We start from the raw sequence: 19,695 nt of genomic DNA on the forward strand, positions 1-19,695 counted from the left end.
CCAGGCGGCGGGGCATGTGAACGTTCACAGAGGAGTCACCATGCGGCCGACCCGCGAGACGGCAGGCTCGGCTGAATTCAGCCAGTTACTGCAAGGCGGCCCCTTCCACCTCGCCCTGCGCGCCGCCCTCGCCGCGCGCGGACTGCCCCTGCACCGGATACAGCACCGGCTCGCCGCACGGGGCATCAAGGTCGGCGTCACCAGCCTCAGTTACTGGCAGCAGGGAGCCCGCCGGCCGCGCCACCCGGAGTCGCTGCGCGCCGTCACCGCCCTGGAGCAGATCCTGGAGCTGCCGGACGGCGCCCTCCTCCGGCTGCTGCTGACCTCGGAACCCGGCTCCGGGCCCGCCCGCCCGGCCGCCCGCTCGTACCGGGCCCTGTTCAGCGTGGGCGAGACGGTCGAACGGCTGCTGGAAGCCTTGGAGCTGCCGCCGGACGGCGGGCTGCACTCGGTGGGCCACCACGAGCGGGTGCGCATCGGACCGGACGGTGAGATGCGGTCCCGCGAGTCGCAGCAGATCGTGCGGGCACACCGCGACGGGGTCGACCGCTACCTCGCCGTGCACCACGGCGACCCGGGCTGCGACGTGTCCCGGATGCGCGTGACGGCGTACGAGAACTGCCGTACGGGCCGGGTCCGGTGCCATCCTGAGGCCGGGGTGGTGGTCGCGGAGCTGCTCTTCGACGCCCGGCTGCGGCGCGGGGACACCTACGTCTTCGGCTACGGCATCGAGGACGGTACGGGCATCCGCAGCAGCGAGTACGTACGCGGCTTCAGCTACGCGGGCGGCCAGTACATGCTCCAGGTCCGCTTCGACGAGGCGGCGCTGCCGGTGCGGTGCCGGCGCTTCGCGCGCAGCGGGCCCGAGGCCCCGCACACCGGCCTCGCGGACCTGACGCCGAGCGGCCGGCACCGGGCGGTGCACCTGGTGGAGCAGTCGGTGCGGCGCGGGATCCTCGGGGTCTCCTGGGACTGGGACTGAAGGACGGCCCCGGGGCGGTCCCCCGGCCGGGCCCGGCCTGTGCCCGGCCTGCCCGGCCTGTGCCCGGCCTGCCCGGTCAGCCCCCGGCCGGTCCCCGGTCAGCCCGCGATGAGCTTGCCGTTCTCCGCCCGGACCGGGACGGCGGGCAGCGGGTCGGTGGCCGGGCCCTTCACGACCTTGCCGGTGGCCACGTCGAAGCGGCTGCCGTGGCACGGGCAGCTGCCCTCGCCTTCGACGATCTTGTCCAGGACGCAGCCCGCGTGCGTGCACTGCGCGCTGAACGCCTTGTACTGGCCCTCCGCCGGGCAGCTGACGACCAGCTTCCGCTCCCGGTACAGCTTCGCGCCGCCCACCGGGACGTCGGCCGCGGCGCCCAGCTCCACCGGCGCGGTGGGGGTGGCGGGGGTGTTGCCTCCGCTGTTGGTCGCGGTGGAGCAGGCCGCCAGGGTCACTCCGGCGCCTGCGGCCCCGGCGAGCGCGGCGGCGCCCTTGAGGACGGTACGGCGGGCGGCTGACTGCGGCGCGGGCATGCGGTTCTCCTGAGGTGTGGGACCGGCGGGGCACCGGCCCACCCGACGATACCTTCGCCCCATGAGGTAGCTTCCCCCGCGTGATCGTCGTCGGCGGAGAAGCCCTCATCGACCTGGTCCCCGTGGCGCAGCCGCCGGGCGCGCTGCTGCCCCGGCCGGGCGGGGGACCGTACAACACCGCGCTCGCGCTCGGGCGGCTCGGCGCCGAGGTGGCCTTCTGCTCCCGGGTCTCGGCGGACGGCTTCGGCGAGAGCCTCCTGGCCGGCCTGCGGGCGGCCGGGGTGGACCTGTCGCTGGTCCAGCGCGGACCGGAGCCGACCACCCTCGCCGTGCCCTCACTGGCTCCGGACGGCTCCGCCTCGTACGGCTTCTACGTCGAGGGCACGGCGGACCGGCTGTTCACCCTGCCGCCCGCCCTCCCGGATTCGGTACGGGCCCTCGCGCTCGGCACCTGCTCGCTGGTCCTGGAACCGGGCGCGAGCGCGTACGAGGCCCTGCTGCGGCGAGAATCCCGGCGCGGGCTGCTGACCCTGCTGGACCCCAACATCCGGCCGGCGCTGATCGCGGACCCGGCGGCGTACCGGACGCGCTTCCTGACGCGGCTGCTGCCGTACGCCTCCGTCCTCAAGCTGTCGGAGGAGGACGCGCACTGGCTGGGCGGGCGGGTCACCGACTGGCTGGCGGCCGGGCCCTCGGCGGTGGTGCTGACCCGGGGCTCGGCGGGCCTGACGGTCTGGACGCGGGAGGGCGCGGAGCACTCGGCGGCGGCCCGCCGCATCGCGGTGGCGGACACGATCGGAGCGGGCGACACCGTCAACGCCGCCCTGCTGCACCGGCTCGCCGGGGCGCCCGGCGGACCGGTGGACTGGCCGGACGTCCTGGCGTTCGCCGCGCACGCAGCCGCTCTGACCTGCACCCGGGCGGGCGCGGAGCCTCCGTACGCGACAGAGCTCTGACCCGCTTCAGCGCAGCGCGGCCCAGACGGTCCGGGCCACGGCCGGGGCGAACTCCTCGACCGGCTGGACCACTTGGGGTCCGGAGAAGTGCAGGAAGAAGGCCCGCTGGAAGCAGGCGCCGAGCAGCAGCGCCGCGGCGGCCCGCGGGTCGGCGTCGGGGCGCAGCCGTCCGGCGTCGAGCTCGCGGCGCAGCCGCCCGGCCAGCGCGTCCAGGACCACGTGCGGCCCCGCGCCGATCTTCTGGACGCCCTCGCGGTGGCGGGAGAGCAGGGCGGGCTCGGCGAAGAGCGCGCCGGCCATGGGGATGGCGTCGGCGTAGAAGAGCGAGGCGTGCAGGGCGATGGCGGTGAGCCCCTCCTCGACTCCCTGCCCGGCGGCTCCCTCCTCGGCTCCCTGCTCGCCCGGATCGGCCTGCAGGGCGGCCATGAGCGGGCCCGCGTTGGGAGTGCGCTCCATCAGCACCCGCACGAAGAGCTCTTCCTTGTTCGCGAAGTGCTTGTAGAGCGCGGCCTCGGAGCAGCCCGCCTCGCGGGCGATGGCCTTGGTGGTGGCGTTGACCAAACCGCTGGTGCGCATCAGCTTCTCGGCGGCGTCGAGGAGGCGCTCCGGGGTGGGACGGCTTGACTTTGGGGTGAGCATTCACTCACCCTAGCTGAGACGCGGGGTGAGTGAATGCTCACTCACCCCTTGCTCCACTTCTTCGGACATGGGGGTATCCATGAAGATCACGGTGTTCGGTGCCACGGGCGGCGTCGGCCGCGAGGTCGTCCGGCAGGCGCTCGACGCGGGGCACGAGGTGACGGCGGTCGTGCGCGACCCGGCCCGGCTGCCCGTTCCCGCCCACGAACGGCTCCGCGTGGCCACGGTGACCGACGTGACCGACCAGGAGGCGGTGCTGTCGGTGGTCAGCGGCCAGGACGCGGTGGTCTCCGCGCTGGGCGCGGCGTCCAACAAGCAGGCCAAGGCGACCCCCGTCGCGGGCCCGGCCCTGACCGCGATCACCTCGGCCATGGACCGCGCGGGGGTGCGACGGCTCTCCGCCGTCAGCGCCGCACCGGTCGGCCCGCTGGCGGACGGCGAGGGGGTGTTCACCCGCGCGGTGGTCTACCCGCTGCTGCGCAGGCTGCTGCGGGACCTCTACGCGGACCTCGCGGTGATGGAGGCCGCGATGGGTGCGAGCGGTACCCAGTGGACGGTCATCCGGCCGCCGATGCTCCAGAACAAGCCCCGCACCGGCACCTACCGCCGCGCACTCGACGCCAATGTCCGCGGCGGCCGCACCATCCCCCGCGCGGACGTCGCGGACGCCCTCCTGACGACCCTCACAGACCCGACCACCGCCGGCCACGCGGTGGGCGTCGCGTCCTAACCCGGGGCTCCGCCAAGTCCAGCCTCGCCGGCGTTTGAGGCGCTGGGGGTCCCCCCGGACGGAGTCTGGGGGAGGGTCCGGGGGCAGAGCCCCCGGCGACGGCGCCGCAGCCGAACGGAGGGGCCCGGCCACCGGCCGAACCCCTCCCGCCGAGCTCAGCTCAGCGCAGCGACTACGCCTTACGGGCCCGCGCCGTCGCCTTCTTCGCCGGGGCAGCGGCCGCCTTCTTCGTGGCGGCGGCAGCCTTCTTCGCCGGCGCGGCAGCCCGCTTGGCCGGGGCCTTCTTCGCCGCGGCCCTCGCCGGAGACGCGCCGTCGGAGACCCGGTCCGCCCCCAGGATGTCCCGCAGGAACTTGCCCGTGTGGCTCGCCCCCACCGACGCGACCTGCTCCGGCGTGCCCTCGGCCACCACCAGGCCGCCGCCGTAACCGCCCTCCGGGCCCATGTCGATGACCCAGTCCGCGGTCTTGATGACGTCCAGGTTGTGCTCGATGACGATCACCGAGTTCCCCTTGTCCACCAGCCCCGACAGCACCTTGATCAGCTTCGAGATGTCCTCGAAGTGCAGACCCGTCGTCGGCTCGTCCAGCACGTACACCGTCCGGCCCGTCGACCGCTTCTGGAGCTCGGAGGCGAGCTTCACGCGCTGCGCCTCGCCGCCCGACAGGGTCGGCGCGGACTGCCCGAGGCGGACGTAGCCCAGCCCGACCTCGTTGAGCGTCTTCAGGTGACGCGCGATCGTCGGCACCGCCTCGAAGAAGGCCAGCGCCTCCTCGATCGGCATGTTCAGGACTTCCGCGATGGACTTGCCCTTGTAGTGGACCTCCAGCGTCTCCCGGTTGTACCGGGCACCGTGGCACACCTCGCACGGGACGTAGACGTCCGGCAGGAAGTTCATCTCGATCTTGATCGTGCCGTCGCCGGAGCAGTTCTCGCACCGGCCGCCCTTCACGTTGAAGGAGAAGCGGCCCGGCAGGTAGCCGCGCACCTTCGCCTCCATCGTCTCCGCGAAGAGCTTGCGCACGTGGTCGAAGACACCGGTGTACGTCGCCGGGTTCGACCTCGGCGTCCGTCCGATCGGCGACTGGTCGACGTGCACGACCTTGTCGACGAGGTCGTCGCCGTCCACCCGCGTGTGGCGTCCCGGCACCGAGCGGGCGCCGTTCAGCTCGCGCGCCAGGTGCGTGTAGAGGATGTCGTTGACCAGCGTCGACTTGCCGGAGCCCGACACGCCCGTGACCGCCGTGAGCACGCCCAGCGGGAAGGACACGTCGATGTCCCGCAGGTTGTTCTCCTTGGCGCCGTGGACGGTGAGCTTGCGCTCCCCGTTCACGGGCCGGCGTACGTCCGGGATCGCGATGGACCGCTTGCCCGAGAGGTACTGCCCGGTCATCGACTCGGGGTTCTTCAGCAGCTCCTTCAGCGAGCCGCTGTGCACCACCTTGCCGCCGTGCTCGCCCGCGCCCGGACCGATGTCCACGACCCAGTCGGCCACCTTGATGGTGTCCTCGTCGTGCTCGACCACGATGAGCGTGTTGCCCATGTCCCGCAGCCGCACCAGCGTCTCGATGAGCCGGTGGTTGTCCCGCTGGTGCAGGCCGATGGAGGGCTCGTCCAGCACGTAGAGCACGCCGACCAGACCGGAGCCGATCTGGGTGGCGAGCCGGATGCGCTGGGCCTCGCCGCCCGACAGGGTGCCGGCGGCCCGGTTGAGCGAGAGGTAGTCGAGGCCGACGTCCACGAGGAAGCGGAGCCGCTCGTTGACCTCCTTGAGGACGCGCTCGGCGATCTTCTTGTCGCGGGCGTCGAGCCGCATCCGGCCCAGGAAGTCCGCGCACTCGCTGATCGACATGGCGGCGACCTCGGCGATGGACTTCTCCATCACCGTCACCGCGAGCACGATCGGCTTGAGCCGGGTGCCCTCACAGGTCGGGCAGGGCACCTCGCGCATGTAGCCCTCGAAGCGCTCGCGGCTGGCGTCGCTCTCCGACTCCGCGTGCCGCCGCTTGACGAACGGCACGGCGCCCTCGAAGGCCGTCGTGTACGCCCGCTCGCGCCCGTACCGGTTGCGGTAGCGGACCTCGATCTGCGTCTTGTGCCCGTACAGCAGGGCCTTCTTCGCCCGCAGCGGCAGCCCGGCCCACGGGATGTCCGTACGGAAGCCCAGCTCTCCGGCGAGCGCGCCGATCAGCCGCTGGAAGTAGTCCTTGGTGTGGCCGAGGGACCACGGGGAGACCGCGCCCTCGTCCAGGGACTTCTCCTCGTCCGGAATGATCAGCTCCGGGTCCACCTCCATGCGCGTGCCGATACCCGTGCACTCGGGGCAGGCACCGAAGGGCGAGTTGAAGGAGAAGGAGCGCGGTTCCAGCTCCTCGAAGGACAGGTCGTCGTACGGGCAGTAGAGGTGCTCGGAATACATCCGCTCACGCTCGGGGTCGTCCTCGGCGAGATCGACGAAGTCCAGGATCACCATGCCGCCGGAGAGCCCCAGAGCCGTCTCCACCGAGTCGGTGAGCCGGCGCTTGGCGCTGTCCTTGACGGTGAGGCGGTCGATGACCACCTCGATGGTGTGCTTCTCCTGCTTCTTCAGCGTGGGCGGCTCGGAGAGCTGGATGGTCTCCCCGTCCACCCGCGCCCGGCTGTAGCCCTTGGTCTGGAGGTCGGAGAAGAGGTCGACGAACTCGCCCTTGCGCTCGCGCACCAGCGGCGAGAGCACCTGGAAGCGGCTGCCCTCGGGAAGCGCCAGCACCTTGTCGACGATCGCCTGCGGCGACTGGCGCGAGATGGGGCGCCGGCACTCGGGGCAGTGCGGCTTGCCGATGCGCGCGAAGAGGAGGCGGAGGTAGTCGTAGACCTCGGTGATGGTGCCCACGGTCGAGCGCGGGTTGCGCGAGGTCGACTTCTGGTCGATCGAGACGGCCGGGGAGAGGCCCTCGATGAAGTCGACGTCGGGCTTGTCCATCTGCCCGAGGAACTGGCGGGCGTACGACGAGAGCGACTCGACGTAGCGGCGCTGGCCCTCGGCGAAGATCGTGTCGAAGGCCAGGGAGGACTTGCCCGACCCGGAGAGTCCGGTGAAGACGATGAGCGAGTCGCGGGGCAGGTCGAGCGAGACGTTCTTCAGATTGTGCTCGCGAGCGCCACGAACGATGAGACGGTCGGTCACGCCGGTCCGCACCTTTCTTGAGAGAGCGGGGCACAGGTCCCCGTCCCAGGGTATGGGGGGCGCCTCTGCGGTGGATTTGGAGTCTGAACTTCGAGCGTATAGCACGCACATTCGATTTACGGCACTCCGCAGACCTCTTCACCCGATCGTGTGGCCGCAGGTCTGAAACCACTAGGCTCGTTTCCATGACTGATCATGTGCACGACCTGCGATCTGTACGTGAAGCGACCGACCGGCTCCTGACCGCTGTCGCGAAGCTGGACAACGCCGATCTCGCCGAGGAGTCACACCTCCCCGGCTGGACCCGCGGGCACGTCCTGGCCCACCTCGCGCGCAACGCGGACGCCCTCGTCAATGTCTTCGAGGGGCGCCCGATGTACGAGAGCGCCGGTGCGCGCGACGCGGACATCGAACGCGACGCCGGTCGGCCCCTGGAAGAACACCTGGCGGACCTCCGTGATTCCGCGGCCCGCTTCCTCGCCACCACCGAGCCCGCCCAGGACTGGTCCCGCACCGTCGAACTGCGCAACGGCATCACCGACCTCGCCGCCAACGTGCCGTTCCGCCGCTGGGTCGAGGTCGACCTGCACCACGTCGACCTGAACATCGGCTACGAGCTCTCCGACCTCCCCGAGGAGTTCATCGAGCGCGAGATCGTCTTCCTCGCCGACCGCTGGTCCGGACGTCCGGAGGTGCCGCCGGCGGCCCTGGTCGCGACCGACGGGCGCACCTGGCGCACCGGCTCCGCCGGGGATCCGGCCGTGACCGTGTCCGGCACCGCCGCCGGGCTGCTGGCCTGGCTGGCGGGCCGCGGCGACAAGGGCGCGTCCCTGAGTACCACGGGCGGCCCCCTCCCCGAGCTCCCGCCGCTCTAGGATCAAGGCATGACGTACACCGGAGAGGTCAAGGTCGGCGGTCCGGCCGACGTGCACGAGCTCGCGGACCTGATGATTTCCAAGGTCGCGGTGGGTTCGATGAACAACAACGCCTACCTGCTGCGCTGCCGGGCCACCGACGAGCAGCTGCTCATCGACGCGGCCGCCGAGGCGGGCACACTGCTGAGCCTGATCGGGGACGACGGCATCGCGTCCGTCGTCACCACCCACCGGCACGGCGACCACTGGGGCGCGCTCGCAGAGGTCGTCAAGGCGACCGGCGCGCGGACGTACGCGGGCGTCCACGACGCCGAGGGCATCCCGGTGGCGACCGACGTCCTGGTCGCGGACGGGGACACCGTGCGCGTCGGGCGGGTCGAGCTGACCGCTCGCCACCTCGTCGGACACACGCCCGGTTCGATCGCCCTCATCTACGACGACCCGCACGGCCACGCGCACGTGTTCACCGGCGACTGCCTCTTCCCGGGCGGCGTCGGCAACACCTGGGGCGACCCGAAGGCCTTCGCGAGCCTGATCGACGACGTCGAGCACAAGCTCTTCGGGCAGCTGTCGGACGAGACCTGGGTCTACCCGGGTCACGGCAACGACACCACGCTCGGCGCCGAGCGGCCGCACCTCGCCGAATGGCGCGAGCGCGGCTGGTAAACCCCGCATCGCGTCAACTTCGGTACGCGATGCACTCCTTCCGGTCGTTGGCGGCCGAACGCACGTCCCGAGGCGTGGGGAGGGGGTATTTGCTGCTCCATGCAACAAGACCCCTCCCCCGGCTCCCCCCTCGAAGCCCCTGCGGCCGTGGCCGGCCGTCCCGGAATGCTGCGGCTGGCCTCCGCCTCGCTCGCCGGTACCGCCATCGACTTCTACGACTTCTTCGTGTACGGAACGGCCGCCGCCCTCGTGCTCGGCCCGCTCTTCTTCCCCTCCTTCTCCCCGCTCGCCGGGACCCTCGCCGCCTTCGGCACCTTCGGCGTCGGCTTCCTCGCCCGCCCGCTGGGTTCCGCGGTCTTCGGCCACATCGGCGACCGCTACGGCCGCCGCCCGGTCCTGCTCGGCTCCCTGCTGCTCACCGGCCTCGCCACGGTCGCCGTCGGCTGCGTGCCGACGTACGGCTCGATCGGCGCGGCCGCGCCCGTACTGCTGCTCCTGCTGCGCTTCCTCCAAGGCCTCGGGCTCGGCGGCGAGTGGGGCGGCGCGGTGCTGCTGACCGCCGAGCACGCCCCCGAGCGGCGGCGCGGACTGTGGTCGAGCTTCCCGCAGATCGGCCCGGCGGTGGGCTTCCTGCTGGCCAACGGCTTGATGCTGGCGCTGTCCGCTTCGCTGACCGACGCCCAGTTCACGTCCTGGGGGTGGCGGGTGCCGTTCTGGGCGGCCGGGTTGCTGGCGCTGGCCGGGCTGTGGCTGCGCCGCTCGGTGGAGGAGACCCCGCAGTTCAAGGCACTGGCCGAAACAGGGCGGCGGGCCGAGGCCCCGCTGGCCGAGGTGCTCCGCGGGCACTGGCGGCTGCTCCTGCTGACCGGCGGGGCACTCGCCGTGGGCTACGCCGTCTTCTACGCGGTGACCACGTGGTCCCTCGCGTACGCCACCGAGCACCTCGGGGTGAGCCGCACGGTGATGCTCGCCTGCATCATGATCGCGGTCGCGATCAAGGGCCTGGTCACCCCGCTGGTGGCGGTGCTCGGCGACCGCTACGGGCGGCGGCCGCTGTGCCTGGCCGGGTGCACGGCCTGCGCCCTGTGGATGTTCCCGCTGGTGGCCCTGTTGCGTACGGCCGACCCGCTGTTGATGACGCTGGGCTTCCTCGGGGCGCTGCTGGGCATGGTGACGATGTTCGCGGTGGTGGGCGCGTACCTGCCGGAGCTGTACGCGCCGCGGATCCGCTGCACGGGCGCGGCCGTCGGCTACAACCTGGGCGGCGTACTGGGCGGGGCGCTGACCCCGATCGTGGCGACGGCGCTGGCGGACGGCTCCGGTCCGCCGTGGGGCGTCGCGGTGTACCTGACGGCGGTCGCCCTGCTCAGCCTGGGCTGCTTCGCGTTGCTGCCGGAGACCAATCCGATGGTCGTACGGGCGCGGGCGGGCGCGGCGAAGGGTACGGAAACGGGGACGGCCGATGCGGCCGCCCCCGCGTAGCTCCGCAGAGCCATCGCTCCGCCTCAGGCGTCGATGCTCTCGGGGCGGGCGGCGGCCTCGGCCGCCGCCTGCTTCTTGGAGGCCATCAGGCTGGTGATCGTGGTGATGACCAGGACACCGCAGATGACGCCCAGGGAGACCGGGATCGAGATCACCGGGACGTGCACCCCGTTCTCGTGCAGGGCGTGCAGCACCAGCTTGACGCCGATGAAGCCGAGGATGACCGACAGGCCGTAGCTGAGGTGGACCAGCTTCTTCAGCAGTCCGCCGATGAGGAAGTACAGCTGGCGCAGCCCCATCAGGGCGAAGGCGTTGGCCGTGAAGACGATGTACGGGTCCTGGGTGAGGCCGAAGATCGCGGGGATCGAGTCCAGTGCGAACAGCACGTCGGTGGTGCCGATGGCGAGCATGACGACCATCAGCGGGGTCAGCACGCGCTTGCCGTTGTTCTGGATGAAGAGCTTGGTGCCGTGGTACTTGTCGGCGACGCCGAACTTCTTCTCGACGGACTTGAGGAGGCGGTTCTCCTCGAACTCCTCTTCCTCCTCGTCCTTGCGGGCCTCCTGGATCAGCTTCCACGCCGTGTAGATCAGGAACGCGCCGAAGATGTAGAAGACCCACGAGAAGCTGGCGATGATCGCGGCGCCGGCCGCGATGAAGATCGCGCGCAACACCAGGGCGATCAGCACGCCCACGAGCAGCACCCGCTGCTGGAGCTGGGAGGGCACCGCGAACTTCGCCATGATCAGGACGAAGACGAAGAGGTTGTCCACGCTCAGGGACTTCTCGGTGATGAAGCCCGCGAAGAACTCCTGGGAGGCCTGACCGTTGCCGAAGAACCACAGGCCGAGGCCGAAGAGTCCGGCGAGGACGATCCAGACGACCGTCCAGGTGCCCGCTTCCTTGATCGAAACGTCGTGCGGTTTGCGGCCGATGAAGAAATCGGCACCGATGAGGAGGGACAGACCGAGAATGGTCAGCACCCAAAGGGTCCAGGAAACTTCCATGGTGAACACGCCTCCGGCGGATGGCTCAGCACTTCGTCAGCGTCATCGCTGCCGGAGGTCTCTTCCACCCGGGCGGCCTGGAGGCCGTGGGCCGGCGCCCCGGGACACGACCGCGCTCGTGTAAGCGAGGTGGTCCGTATTGACGGGCACGCCGTAGCAGGAAAGCAGGAATACTCCCCTCCGCGCTCCACAGCTTACCCGTCAGGGACAGTCAAGGTAAAGAGATTCTCAAGAGATGGTCACGGCCGGGTAGTGCGACGGGCCTCCGCCACCCGGTCCAGTGCCTGTTCGAGGACCCTGCTGCCCTGCGGGGGCAGGTTCGGCTCGAAGGTCCAGGCGTGGTGCACCCAGGGGTCGGCGAGGTAGCCGTCCGGCACGGGCGAGAGGCGCATCAGCGAGCGCCACAGCGGGTCGAGCAGCGGCCCGTAGGCCGAGGCCTCGTCACGGTCGGCGACCATCAGCAGGTGCACGCCGACCGCCGAGCCCTCGTCGGCGAGGTAGCGCAGCTGGGTGACGGCGCGGTCGTCGAAGCCGTGCGGGAAGTCGTGCACGATCAGCAACTGCTCGGCCGTGTCCACGTCCGGCGGAAGGTCCTCGGGAGCCCCGGCCCGCACCGCCATCTGTACGAGGTCCACGCGCCGGGTCAGCCGCGCCAGGGTCTCGGTGACCCCCGCGGCTCCGGCGGCGGGCGGCCCGGCCAGCACCCCGGCCCGCACGAGCGGCGCCAGGGAGGCGGACCCGGCCCCGGCCGGGTCGATGACGTGCACGGAGAACCGGTCGCCGGGATGGACCGCGAGCAGTCGCACCGCGTACGCCACGGCCATGTCCATGGCGGCCCGGCGCAGCCGGTCGGTGTCCATGGCCATCGCGGCCTCGGAACCGGTGCGGCCGTTGTCGATCCACAGTCCGCGCTCCAGCGGGACCCGGACCAGCATGGGGATGCGCAGATCGGGCCGCTCGGGCAGGTGCAGGTCCCCCAGGCGCAGGGCCAGCGGGCTCTCCTCGGGGATCCGGTGGCCGTGCCAGACGGGGTTGTCCCAGCGTGCGTACGAGGCCGGCAGCGCGGGCTCGACCACCTCGCACTCGGCGGTCAGCTGGAGGAGGTCCCGGTCGAGCACGGCCTGGGCCTGGGCGACGAGCTCGTCGCGGCGGGCCCGGGCGGTGTCGCGGGCGGCGTTGCCGGAGCCGCCGAGCCGGTGGCGCGGGTCGGACAGCACCTCGTCGAGCTCGCGGTCCATGCGGGAGTCGGCGAAGTCGACGGCGCTGCGGTAGGCGGCGACCGAGCGGGCCAGGTCCTCGAACATGCCCCACACCTGGTTGTAGAGCCGCTCCTCCATGGACCAGCCGCTGGCGTCGCCGGCGACGGGGGCCGGGTGCTGGCCGGGCTGCGGGGCCGGGGCGGCCCGCGGCGCGGGCTCGGGCGGCTCGGCGCTGGTGCGGCGGCGCCGCGGGTGCACGTAGCTGAGGGTGGCGGGGCCGGTGGTGGACGTGGGGGCGGCGCCGTCGCCGCCGGAAGCCGGGCCTTCGCCTCCGGGCACGGGGCCGGGCGCGGGCGAGGGGCCGGGGGTGCCCGCGTACGGGACCCCGGAGACGGGGACCGGGTCACCGGCCCGCGAGGTCGTGCGCAGCGCGGCGGCGGCCAGTGCGGCGGCCTCCGGTGCGGGCAGTCCGCCGTCGGTCAGCAGCGCGCCGAGGCCGTCGGCGTAGCCCTGGCCCACGGCCCGGACCTTCCAGGCGCCCTGGCGCCGGTACAGCTCCAGGGCGATCACGGCGGTCTCGGCGTCCAGCCCGGTCAGGGTGTACCCGGCGATCTCGGCGCCCTCCGGGTCGGCCACGGCCACGTAGGAGGCCGGGACCGCGCCGAAGCGCACCGGGCCGCCGGGCGGCAGGACGAGCAGCACGCCGAGCCGGTGGACGTCCGCCGCGACGGCGTCGAGGTCCACGGCGAGGGTGTGCCGTTCGGCGAGCTCCCCCGGAGCCTGGACTCCGGGGAGGGAGCCGGCGCCCGGGTGGGCCAGTATCCCGTCGCCGGAGAACCGGCCCTGTTCGTCGGCGAGCGAGGCCAGGGCGAGCACGGGTGTGCCCGCCGAGACCCTGATCTCCACCCGGCTCCGGGACACGGGGTGGTTCTGCCCCCGGACCAGTTCGGCCGTCATCGTGCAGCCCCTCCCCCGTGCGTTCTTCTCTTGTCCGGTACTGCTACAGGTGCGGCAGGATCGCCGGCATCAGGTCCTGGAACGTGCGGCCGTTGGCCGGGTTTCCGAGGGCCGTCATCTGCCAGCCGGTGCCCGCGCGGGACACCTTCGCCATGATCTGCGCGGTGTACTGACCGCCGCCGTCGAGGGTGTAGCGGGCCAGCTCCTGGCCGTTGGTCTCGTCGACGATGCGGCAGAACGCGTTCTGCACCTCCTGGAACGTCTGGCCGGTGAAGGAGTTCACCGTGAAGACGATCTGGTCGATGTGCACCGGCACGCGCTGGAGGTCGACGAGGATCGCCTCGTCGTCCCCGCCCTGGCCGACGCCGCCGACGAGGTTGTCACCCGTGTGGCGCACCGAGCCGTCGTCGCTCTGCAGGTGCCGGAAGAAGACGACGTCCACCGGCTGCTTGTCGGCGAAGAGCACCGCCGACGCGTCGAGGTCGATCTCCCGCGTCCGCGAACCGAACAGTCCGCGACGCTTGGCGGCCTGCCAGCCGAGGCCCATGCGGACCGCGGTCAGCGTGCCCCCGTCCGCCTTCTGCAGACTGATGGCCTGCCCCTTGGTCATGTTGACCGTCACGCGTGTCCCCTCTCCATTGCCCACCCCGATGATCAGCGCGCAGGGTACACCTGCGGCCATGACCCAACCCTACTGACAGGCCCGGACTCAGGCGAGGCCCGCTTCCTTCATCTGCCGCAACTCCTTCTTCAGCTCGCCCACCTCGTCCCGGATCCGGGCCGCGACCTCGAACTGCAGCTCCGCGGCCGCCCCGCGCATGCGCTCGGTCATCTGCTCGATGAGCGCGGCCAGTTCGGCCGCGGGCCGGTCGGTGAGCACCTCGGCCGCCTTGGCGCCCTTGGCACCCTTCGCCGCCTTGCCCGCCTTCGCCTGGCCGGCCTTGCCGCCGAGCGCGGGCACCGGCGCCTTGAGGGCCTTGCCGTCCTTCGTCTGCCGGTAGCCGGTGCCGAGGAGCTCCTCGGTGTCGAGCTCCTCGCGGGCGATGGTGGCGACGATGTCGTTGATCTTCTTGCGCAGCGGCTGCGGGTCGATCCCGTTGGCCGTGTTGTAGGCGACCTGCTTCTCACGGCGGCGATTGGTCTCGTCGATCGCCTGCGCCATCGCCGGGGTGATGCTGTCCGCGTACATGTGGACCTGGCCCGACACGTTGCGCGCCGCGCGGCCGATGGTCTGGATGAGGGAGGTCCCGGAGCGCAGGAAGCCCTGCTTGTCGGCATCGAGGATCGCCACCAGCGACACCTCGGGCAGGTCGAGGCCCTCGCGCAGCAGGTTGATGCCGACGAGGACGTCGTACTCACCGGAGCGCAGCTCGCGCAGCAGCTCGATGCGGCGCAGGGTGTCCACGTCGCTGTGCAGGTAGCGGACCTGGATGCCGAGCTCCAGGAAGTAGTCGGTGAGGTCCTCGGCCATCTTCTTGGTGAGGGTGGTGACCAGGACCCGCTCGTCCTTCTCCACCCGCTCTCGGATCTCGTGCACCAGGTCGTCGATCTGGCCCTCGGTGGGCTTGACCACGACCTCGGGGTCGATGAGGCCGGTGGGGCGGATGATCTGCTCGACGAAGCCGTCGCCGCGCGAGAGCTCGTACTTGCCGGGGGTCGCCGACAGGTAGACGGTCTGGCCGATGCGCTTCTGGAACTCCTCCCACTTCAGCGGCCGGTTGTCGAGCGCGGACGGCAGCCGGAATCCGTGGTCGACCAGGGTCCGCTTGCGCGAGGCGTCGCCCTCGTACATGGCGCCGATCTGCGGCACGGTGACGTGCGACTCGTCGATGACGAGGAGGAAGTCCTCGGGGAAGTAGTCGATGAGGGTGTTGGGCGCGGAGCCGCGCTCGCGGTCGTCCATGTGCAGCGAGTAGTTCTCGATGCCGGAGCAGGACCCGATCTGCCGCATCATCTCCAGGTCGTACGTGGTGCGCATGCGCAGCCGCTGCGCCTCCAGCATCTTGCCCTGCTTCTCCAGCTCGGCGAGGCGCTCGGTCAGCTCGGCCTCGATGCCGGCGATCGCCTTCTCCATGCGCTCGGGGCCGGCGACGTAGTGGCTGGCGGGGAAGACGTACAGCTCGCGGTCCTCGCTGATGACCTCGCCGGTCAGCGGGTGCAGGGTGGAGAGGGCCTCGATCTCGTCGCCGAACATCTCGATGCGGACGGCCAGTTCCTCGTAGACCGGGAAGATCTCGATGGTGTCGCCGCGCACCCGGAAGGTGCCGCGGGTGAAGGCCACGTCGTTGCGCGTGTACTGGATGTCGACGAAGCGGCGCAGCAGCTGGTCCCGGTCGATCTCCTCGCCGACCTTGAGGGAGACCATCCGGTCCACGTACTCCTGCGGGGTGCCGAGGCCGTAGATGCAGGACACGGAGGCGACGACGATCACGTCCCGCCGGGTCAGCAGCGAGTTGGTCGCGGAGTGGCGCAGCCGCTCCACCTCCTCGTTGATCGAGGAGTCCTTCTCGATGTAGGTGTCCGACTGCGGTACGTACGCCTCGGGCTGGTAGTAGTCGTAGTACGAGACGAAGTATTCGACGGCGTTGTTCGGCAGGAGCTCGCGGAACTCGTTCGCCAGCTGGGCGGCGAGCGTCTTGTTCGGCGCCATCACCAACGTGGGGCGCTGGAGCTTCTCGATCATCCAGGCGGTGGTCGCCGACTTGCCGGTGCCGGTCGCACCCAAGAGCACGACGTCCTTCTCACCTGCACGGATGCGCTTCTCCAGCTCGGCGATGGCCGTCGGCTGGTCGCCGCTGGGCTGGTAGGAACTGACGACCTCGAAAGGCGCCACCGTGCGTTCGATCTTCGATACGGGCCGCATGAGTCAACCGTACGACCCCCCACTGACACTCACGCATCCGCACGGGTCCGCGGCGCGCTCCGACGGCCCCGCCACGCCCAGCCGGTAGTCATTCGTTCTGGTCCGTTTGTCGTAGTTCGGTGGCGGTCGGGTGATCTTCAACCCCATGATCGCGGTGAAGTGCATCGCCACAACGTCTGCCGCTCCGCGTCCGCCTGACGCAGGAACAGGGCTCACGACCCGAGGAGAACGCACATGTACGTCCGACCCGCCGCCGCGGCCGCCGCCGCATTCCTGGGCTTCACACTCACCCTGCTGGGCGGGACGGCCTCGTACGCCGCCACCGGTCCCGGATCCCCCACCGACCGCGCGGGGCTGGGGGGCCCCGTCGTGTACGCCCACCGGGGGGCTTCGGCGTACGCCCCGGAGAACACCCTCGCCGCGATCGACCTGGCGATGCGGCTGGGCTTCGCCTGGGTCGAGAACGACGTGCAGCGGACCAAGGACGGCGTGCTCGTGGTGATCCACGACGACACCCTGGCCCGGACCACGGACGTCGAGCAGGTCTTCCCGGGCCGCTCCCCCTGGAAGGTCAAGGACTTCACGGCGGCCGAGATCGCCCGGCTGGACGCGGGCAGCTGGTTCGACGAGGAGTACGCGGGCGCCCGGGTGCCCACCCTGAGGCAGTACATGGACCGGGTGCAGCGCAATCAGCAGCGGCTGCTCCTGGAGATCAAGAAGCCGGAGCTCTACCCCGGGATCGAGGAGCAGACCCTGAATCTGCTCGACGAGGCCGGCTGGCTCGACGAGCGGCACGTCACGCAGCGGCTGGTCGTGCAGAGCTTCAGCGCCGACTGCGTACGCATCGTGCACCGGCTGCGCCCGGACCTGGTGACGGCCTTCCTGGGCACCCCGCCCGTGGCGGACCTGCCGCGGTACGCGGAGTTCACCGACCGGATCAATCCCTGGCACACCACGATCTCGGCCGACTGGGTCGCGGCGGTGCACGGCCTGCTCGGCGCCCACGGCAAGGCCATGGAGGTGGACACCTGGATCGTGGACGACGCGGCGACCGCGCGGAAGGTCCAGGACATGGGCGTGGACGGGATCATCACCAATGCCCCGGACGTGGTCCGGGAGGCGGTCGGCTGGTTCTGAGCCGGGGGCCGGGGCCGGTGCGGCAGTGCTGTCGGTGTCGTCAGCACTGCCGGTGCTGTCAGTGCTGCCGGCGCTGTCAGCGCTGTCAGTGGTCCGCCGTACCGTGGACGCGTGGACAGCACCGAGCGGCCCCGCGGGCCGCACCTCGAATGGACCGTCGTCGCCAGCGACATCGGGCCCCTGCTCCTGGCCGCGACCCCGGAGGGTCTGGTCCGGGTCGAGTTCCATGCCGGGCCGGACCGGGTCGACGCGATGATCGGCGCGCTCGTCTCCCGGCTCGGCGCCGGCGCCCGGCGGCCCGCGCAGGGCGAGGAAGTGCTGCTGGCCGAGCCGATACGGCAGCTCTCCGCGTACTTCGCGGGGGCGCTGCGGCGCTTCGACCTGCCGCTGGACTGGCGCCTCAGCTCCGGTTTCAACCGGCAGGTGCTCCAGGAGCTGGACCGTTCCGTGCCCTACGGATCGGTCGTGGGGTACGGGGAGCTGGCCGTCCGCGCCGGACAGCCGGGCGCCGCGCAGGCCGTGGGCAACGCCATGGGCTCGAATCCGCTGCCGCTGGTGGTGGCCTGCCACCGGGTCGTGGAGAACGACGGGGGCATCGGGGGTTTCGGCGGCGGGGTGGAGACCAAGCGACTGCTGCTCGCGCTGGAGGGCGTGCTCCCGCAGCCGTTGTTCTGATCGGCCGCCGGCCGCAGCGGCGCCCGTCCTCCCCGGTTCCGCCGGGCGGTAAGGGGTGTCACACTGCCGCGGTGACTACTTCTGCCGCCGCACCCGGCGTGACCTCGTCCCGCGCCCCGCAGCCTCGACGGGGGTGTCCGGCGTGACCACCTCACCCGGTACGAAGCGGCCGGCTCCGCCGCTCGCCCCCACGGAAGCGGAACGGGCCCGGCTCCAGCGGCGGACCACCCGGGTCCTCATCGCCGGCCAGATCCTCGGCGGCCTCGGCGTGCCCATCAGCATCGCCCTGGCCCCCGTACTCGCCACCCAGGTCAGCGGCACCGAGGCCCTGTCCGGCTTCGCCTCCACCGCCGCGGTGATCGGCACCGCCCTGGTCTCGCTGCCGCTCGCCGCCCTGATGACCGCGCGCGGCCGCCGCCCCGGGCTGGTCCTGGGCTACGGGATCGGCGCCGTCGGCGCGGGCCTCGTCGTCCTCGCCGCCACGGTCAAGAACTTCCCGCTGCTGCTGCTCGGCATGGCCGCCTTCGGCGCCGCCTCCTCCGCGAACCTCCAGGCCCGGTTCGCCGCCGCGGACCTCGCGGCCCCGGACCGCCGGGCCCGGGCGATCTCCGTCGTCGTGTGGGCGTCCACCATCGGCGCGGTGGCCGGCCCCAACCTGTCCGCCCCCGCCAGCCACAGCTTCGCCGGGACCTCCATACCCGAGACGGCGGGCCCCTTCGTGTGGGCCGCCGTCGTCTTCGTGCTCACCGGCACACTGATGGGCGTACTCCTGCGCCCGGATCCGCTGCTGACGGCCCGGGCGCTCGCCGCGCCCGAGGACCAGACCCGCGAGGGCCGTTCGCTGCGCGCCGGATTCGCCGCCGTCAAGGCCTCGCCCCGGGCCCGGCTCGCCCTCGTCACCGTCGCCGTGTCACACACCACCATGGTTTCGATCATGGTGATGACCCCGATGGACCTGGGCCACCACGGCGCCGGCCTGGAGCTCATCGGGCTGGTGATCAGCGGCCACATCGCGGGCATGTTCGCCTTCTCGCCCCTGATGGGGTGGCTCGCGGACCGTCTCGGACGGCTGACCGTGATCGGCCTGGCCGCCGGTCTCCTCTCGGTCGCCGCGCTGCTCGCCGGGACGGCGGGACCCAGCCACGGCCAGAGCGCGCTCGGCCTGTTCCTGCTCGGCCTCGGCTGGTCCGCCGGGATGGTGTCCGGCTCGGCCCTGCTGACCGACTCGGTACCGCAGCCCGCGCGGGCTGCCGTGCAGGGCCTGAGCGACCTCACGATGAACACGGCGGCGGGCGTGGGCGGCGCGGCCGCCGGCCTGATCATGTCCCAGGCGAGCTACGGCTGGCTGAACGCCATCGGCGCCGGGCTGCTGCTGCCGATGGCGGCGCTCGCGCTGTTCACCGCGCGCCGCCACCCCGCGCCCGGAAAGGGCAGCGTCAGTAGCTGATGTGGTAGGCCTTGCGGAGCGTCTCGTGCACGGTCCAGGTCGTCTTGTCGCCCTCCCGCAGCACGCAGGCGGAGCCCGGGCCCACCTCCAGGGTCCCGCCGCCCTCGACCTCGACGGTGGCGCGGCCGCTGACCACCACGAACAGCTCGTTGGCCTCGATGTCGGTGACCACGCCCGGGGTGATCTGCCAGATCCCGCGCACCTGCTTGCCGTCCGGCGACTCCCAGAGCACCTTGCCGGTCACCACCGGGTCGCCGGAGACGATCTGCTCGGGGTCGAGGTCCTCGGCCTCCAGTTCGACGTCCGCGACGGACACGGAGAAGGAGGCGGGGGCTGCGGAGTGATCACTGGTGCTCATGGCGCGCCAGCCTAGTGCGGCCCGCC

At 71.7% G+C, this 19,695-nt stretch carries 17 protein-coding genes; 9 read left to right on the forward strand and 8 right to left on the reverse strand.

Annotation, left to right across the window (positions count from 1 at the left end; genetic code table 11):
• Positions 1 to 40 precede the first annotated feature (40 nt).
• Positions 41 to 982 carry a hypothetical protein gene (locus ACZ45T_RS18760; RefSeq protein WP_468442558.1) on the forward strand — a complete coding sequence of 314 codons (942 nt, stop codon included), beginning with the start codon at positions 41 to 43 and terminating at the stop codon, positions 980 to 982.
• A 98-nt stretch (positions 983 to 1,080) separates the two neighbouring features.
• Here the strand turns inward: ACZ45T_RS18760 and ACZ45T_RS18765 are convergent, their stop codons facing one another.
• A complete protein-coding gene (locus tag ACZ45T_RS18765; protein ID WP_468442560.1) occupies positions 1,081 to 1,512 on the reverse strand; it encodes a Rieske (2Fe-2S) protein in 432 nt (143 codons plus the stop codon).
• Positions 1,513 to 1,592: 80 nt separating this feature from the next.
• Here ACZ45T_RS18765 and ACZ45T_RS18770 point away from each other — a divergent pair, with 80 nt between their 5' ends.
• Positions 1,593 to 2,468, forward strand: coding sequence for a carbohydrate kinase family protein (locus ACZ45T_RS18770; protein WP_468442562.1), 876 nt, complete (start codon positions 1,593 to 1,595; stop codon positions 2,466 to 2,468).
• 6 nt (positions 2,469 to 2,474) lie between these two features.
• On the opposite strand, the gene ACZ45T_RS18775 is transcribed toward ACZ45T_RS18770, so the two are convergent.
• Positions 2,475 to 3,107, reverse strand: a complete 633-nt coding sequence (locus ACZ45T_RS18775; protein WP_468442564.1) for a TetR/AcrR family transcriptional regulator — start codon at positions 3,105 to 3,107, stop codon at positions 2,475 to 2,477.
• Positions 3,108 to 3,186: 79 nt separating this feature from the next.
• Between ACZ45T_RS18775 and ACZ45T_RS18780 the strand changes: the two genes are divergently transcribed.
• Positions 3,187 to 3,837: an NAD(P)-dependent oxidoreductase gene (locus ACZ45T_RS18780; RefSeq protein WP_468442566.1), complete on the forward strand. Its 651-nt coding sequence runs from the start codon at positions 3,187 to 3,189 to the stop codon at positions 3,835 to 3,837.
• 172 nt (positions 3,838 to 4,009) lie between these two features.
• Here ACZ45T_RS18780 and uvrA read toward each other — a convergent pair whose 3' ends face one another.
• A complete protein-coding gene (gene uvrA, locus ACZ45T_RS18785) occupies positions 4,010 to 7,003 on the reverse strand; it encodes an excinuclease ABC subunit UvrA (RefSeq protein WP_468442568.1) in 2,994 nt (997 codons plus the stop codon).
• Between the two features lie 185 nt (positions 7,004 to 7,188).
• Between uvrA and ACZ45T_RS18790 the strand changes: the two genes are divergently transcribed.
• From ACZ45T_RS18790 to ACZ45T_RS18800, 3 genes are all read left to right on the forward strand, one after another.
• Positions 7,189 to 7,878: a maleylpyruvate isomerase family mycothiol-dependent enzyme gene (locus ACZ45T_RS18790; protein ID WP_468442570.1), complete on the forward strand. Its 690-nt coding sequence runs from the start codon at positions 7,189 to 7,191 to the stop codon at positions 7,876 to 7,878.
• A gap of 9 nt (positions 7,879 to 7,887) precedes the next feature.
• The gene (locus ACZ45T_RS18795) at positions 7,888 to 8,544 is read left to right on the forward strand and encodes an MBL fold metallo-hydrolase (protein WP_468442572.1); all 657 of its coding nucleotides are present in this window, start codon (positions 7,888 to 7,890) and stop codon (positions 8,542 to 8,544) included.
• A gap of 165 nt (positions 8,545 to 8,709) precedes the next feature.
• A complete protein-coding gene (locus tag ACZ45T_RS18800; RefSeq protein WP_468442751.1) occupies positions 8,710 to 10,026 on the forward strand; it encodes an MFS transporter in 1,317 nt (438 codons plus the stop codon).
• A gap of 23 nt (positions 10,027 to 10,049) precedes the next feature.
• Here the strand turns inward: ACZ45T_RS18800 and ACZ45T_RS18805 are convergent, their stop codons facing one another.
• From ACZ45T_RS18805 to uvrB, 4 genes are all read right to left on the reverse strand, one after another.
• Positions 10,050 to 11,033, reverse strand: a complete 984-nt coding sequence (locus ACZ45T_RS18805; protein WP_468442574.1) for a TerC family protein — start codon at positions 11,031 to 11,033, stop codon at positions 10,050 to 10,052.
• A gap of 239 nt (positions 11,034 to 11,272) precedes the next feature.
• A complete protein-coding gene (locus ACZ45T_RS18810) occupies positions 11,273 to 13,189 on the reverse strand; it encodes a TerD family protein (protein WP_468442576.1) in 1,917 nt (638 codons plus the stop codon).
• A gap of 43 nt (positions 13,190 to 13,232) precedes the next feature.
• A complete protein-coding gene (locus tag ACZ45T_RS18815; protein WP_281208937.1) occupies positions 13,233 to 13,811 on the reverse strand; it encodes a TerD family protein in 579 nt (192 codons plus the stop codon).
• 87 nt (positions 13,812 to 13,898) lie between these two features.
• Positions 13,899 to 16,052 carry an excinuclease ABC subunit UvrB gene (gene uvrB, locus ACZ45T_RS18820; RefSeq protein ID WP_468442577.1) on the reverse strand — a complete coding sequence of 718 codons (2,154 nt, stop codon included), beginning with the start codon at positions 16,050 to 16,052 and terminating at the stop codon, positions 13,899 to 13,901.
• Between the two features lie 234 nt (positions 16,053 to 16,286).
• On the opposite strand from uvrB, the gene ACZ45T_RS18825 reads away from it, so the two are divergent.
• The 3 genes from ACZ45T_RS18825 (at position 16,287) to ACZ45T_RS18835 (ending at position 19,311) form a co-directional block, all read left to right on the forward strand.
• Positions 16,287 to 17,189: a glycerophosphodiester phosphodiesterase gene (locus ACZ45T_RS18825; protein WP_468442579.1), complete on the forward strand. Its 903-nt coding sequence runs from the start codon at positions 16,287 to 16,289 to the stop codon at positions 17,187 to 17,189.
• A gap of 111 nt (positions 17,190 to 17,300) precedes the next feature.
• On the forward strand, positions 17,301 to 17,864 hold the full coding sequence (locus tag ACZ45T_RS18830) for a methylated-DNA--[protein]-cysteine S-methyltransferase (protein ID WP_468442581.1): 564 nt from the start codon (positions 17,301 to 17,303) through the stop codon (positions 17,862 to 17,864).
• A 142-nt stretch (positions 17,865 to 18,006) separates the two neighbouring features.
• A complete protein-coding gene (locus ACZ45T_RS18835; RefSeq protein WP_468442583.1) occupies positions 18,007 to 19,311 on the forward strand; it encodes an MFS transporter in 1,305 nt (434 codons plus the stop codon).
• Here ACZ45T_RS18835 and ACZ45T_RS18840 read toward each other — a convergent pair.
• Entirely contained in the window at positions 19,301 to 19,669 is a 369-nt protein-coding gene (locus ACZ45T_RS18840; protein WP_468442585.1) for a cupin domain-containing protein, read from the reverse strand. The two genes, ACZ45T_RS18835 and ACZ45T_RS18840, sit on opposite strands and share 11 nt — an antisense overlap.
• Between the last annotated feature and the right edge of the window lie 26 nt (positions 19,670 to 19,695).

This window comes from Streptomyces sp. NPDC030995 (assembly GCF_055571215.1).

What these genes read in the sequence shown, in the direction of transcription:
- ACZ45T_RS18760 (WP_468442558.1), top strand. Translation starts at nt 41, where the DNA reads ATGCGGCCGACCCGCGAGACGGCAGGCTCGGCTGAATTCAGCCAGTTA.
- ACZ45T_RS18765 (WP_468442560.1), bottom strand. Translation starts at nt 1,512, where the DNA reads ATGCCCGCGCCGCAGTCAGCCGCCCGCCGTACCGTCCTCAAGGGCGCC.
- ACZ45T_RS18775 (WP_468442564.1), bottom strand. Translation starts at nt 3,107, where the DNA reads ATGCTCACCCCAAAGTCAAGCCGTCCCACCCCGGAGCGCCTCCTCGAC.
- ACZ45T_RS18780 (WP_468442566.1), top strand. Translation starts at nt 3,187, where the DNA reads ATGAAGATCACGGTGTTCGGTGCCACGGGCGGCGTCGGCCGCGAGGTC.
- ACZ45T_RS18790 (WP_468442570.1), top strand. Translation starts at nt 7,189, where the DNA reads ATGACTGATCATGTGCACGACCTGCGATCTGTACGTGAAGCGACCGAC.
- ACZ45T_RS18795 (WP_468442572.1), top strand. Translation starts at nt 7,888, where the DNA reads ATGACGTACACCGGAGAGGTCAAGGTCGGCGGTCCGGCCGACGTGCAC.
- ACZ45T_RS18800 (WP_468442751.1), top strand. Translation starts at nt 8,710, where the DNA reads ATGCTGCGGCTGGCCTCCGCCTCGCTCGCCGGTACCGCCATCGACTTC.
- ACZ45T_RS18805 (WP_468442574.1), bottom strand. Translation starts at nt 11,033, where the DNA reads ATGGAAGTTTCCTGGACCCTTTGGGTGCTGACCATTCTCGGTCTGTCC.
- ACZ45T_RS18810 (WP_468442576.1), bottom strand. Translation starts at nt 13,189, where the DNA reads ATGACGGCCGAACTGGTCCGGGGGCAGAACCACCCCGTGTCCCGGAGC.
- uvrB (WP_468442577.1), bottom strand. Translation starts at nt 16,052, where the DNA reads ATGCGGCCCGTATCGAAGATCGAACGCACGGTGGCGCCTTTCGAGGTC.
- ACZ45T_RS18825 (WP_468442579.1), top strand. Translation starts at nt 16,287, where the DNA reads ATGTACGTCCGACCCGCCGCCGCGGCCGCCGCCGCATTCCTGGGCTTC.
- ACZ45T_RS18840 (WP_468442585.1), bottom strand. Translation starts at nt 19,669, where the DNA reads ATGAGCACCAGTGATCACTCCGCAGCCCCCGCCTCCTTCTCCGTGTCC.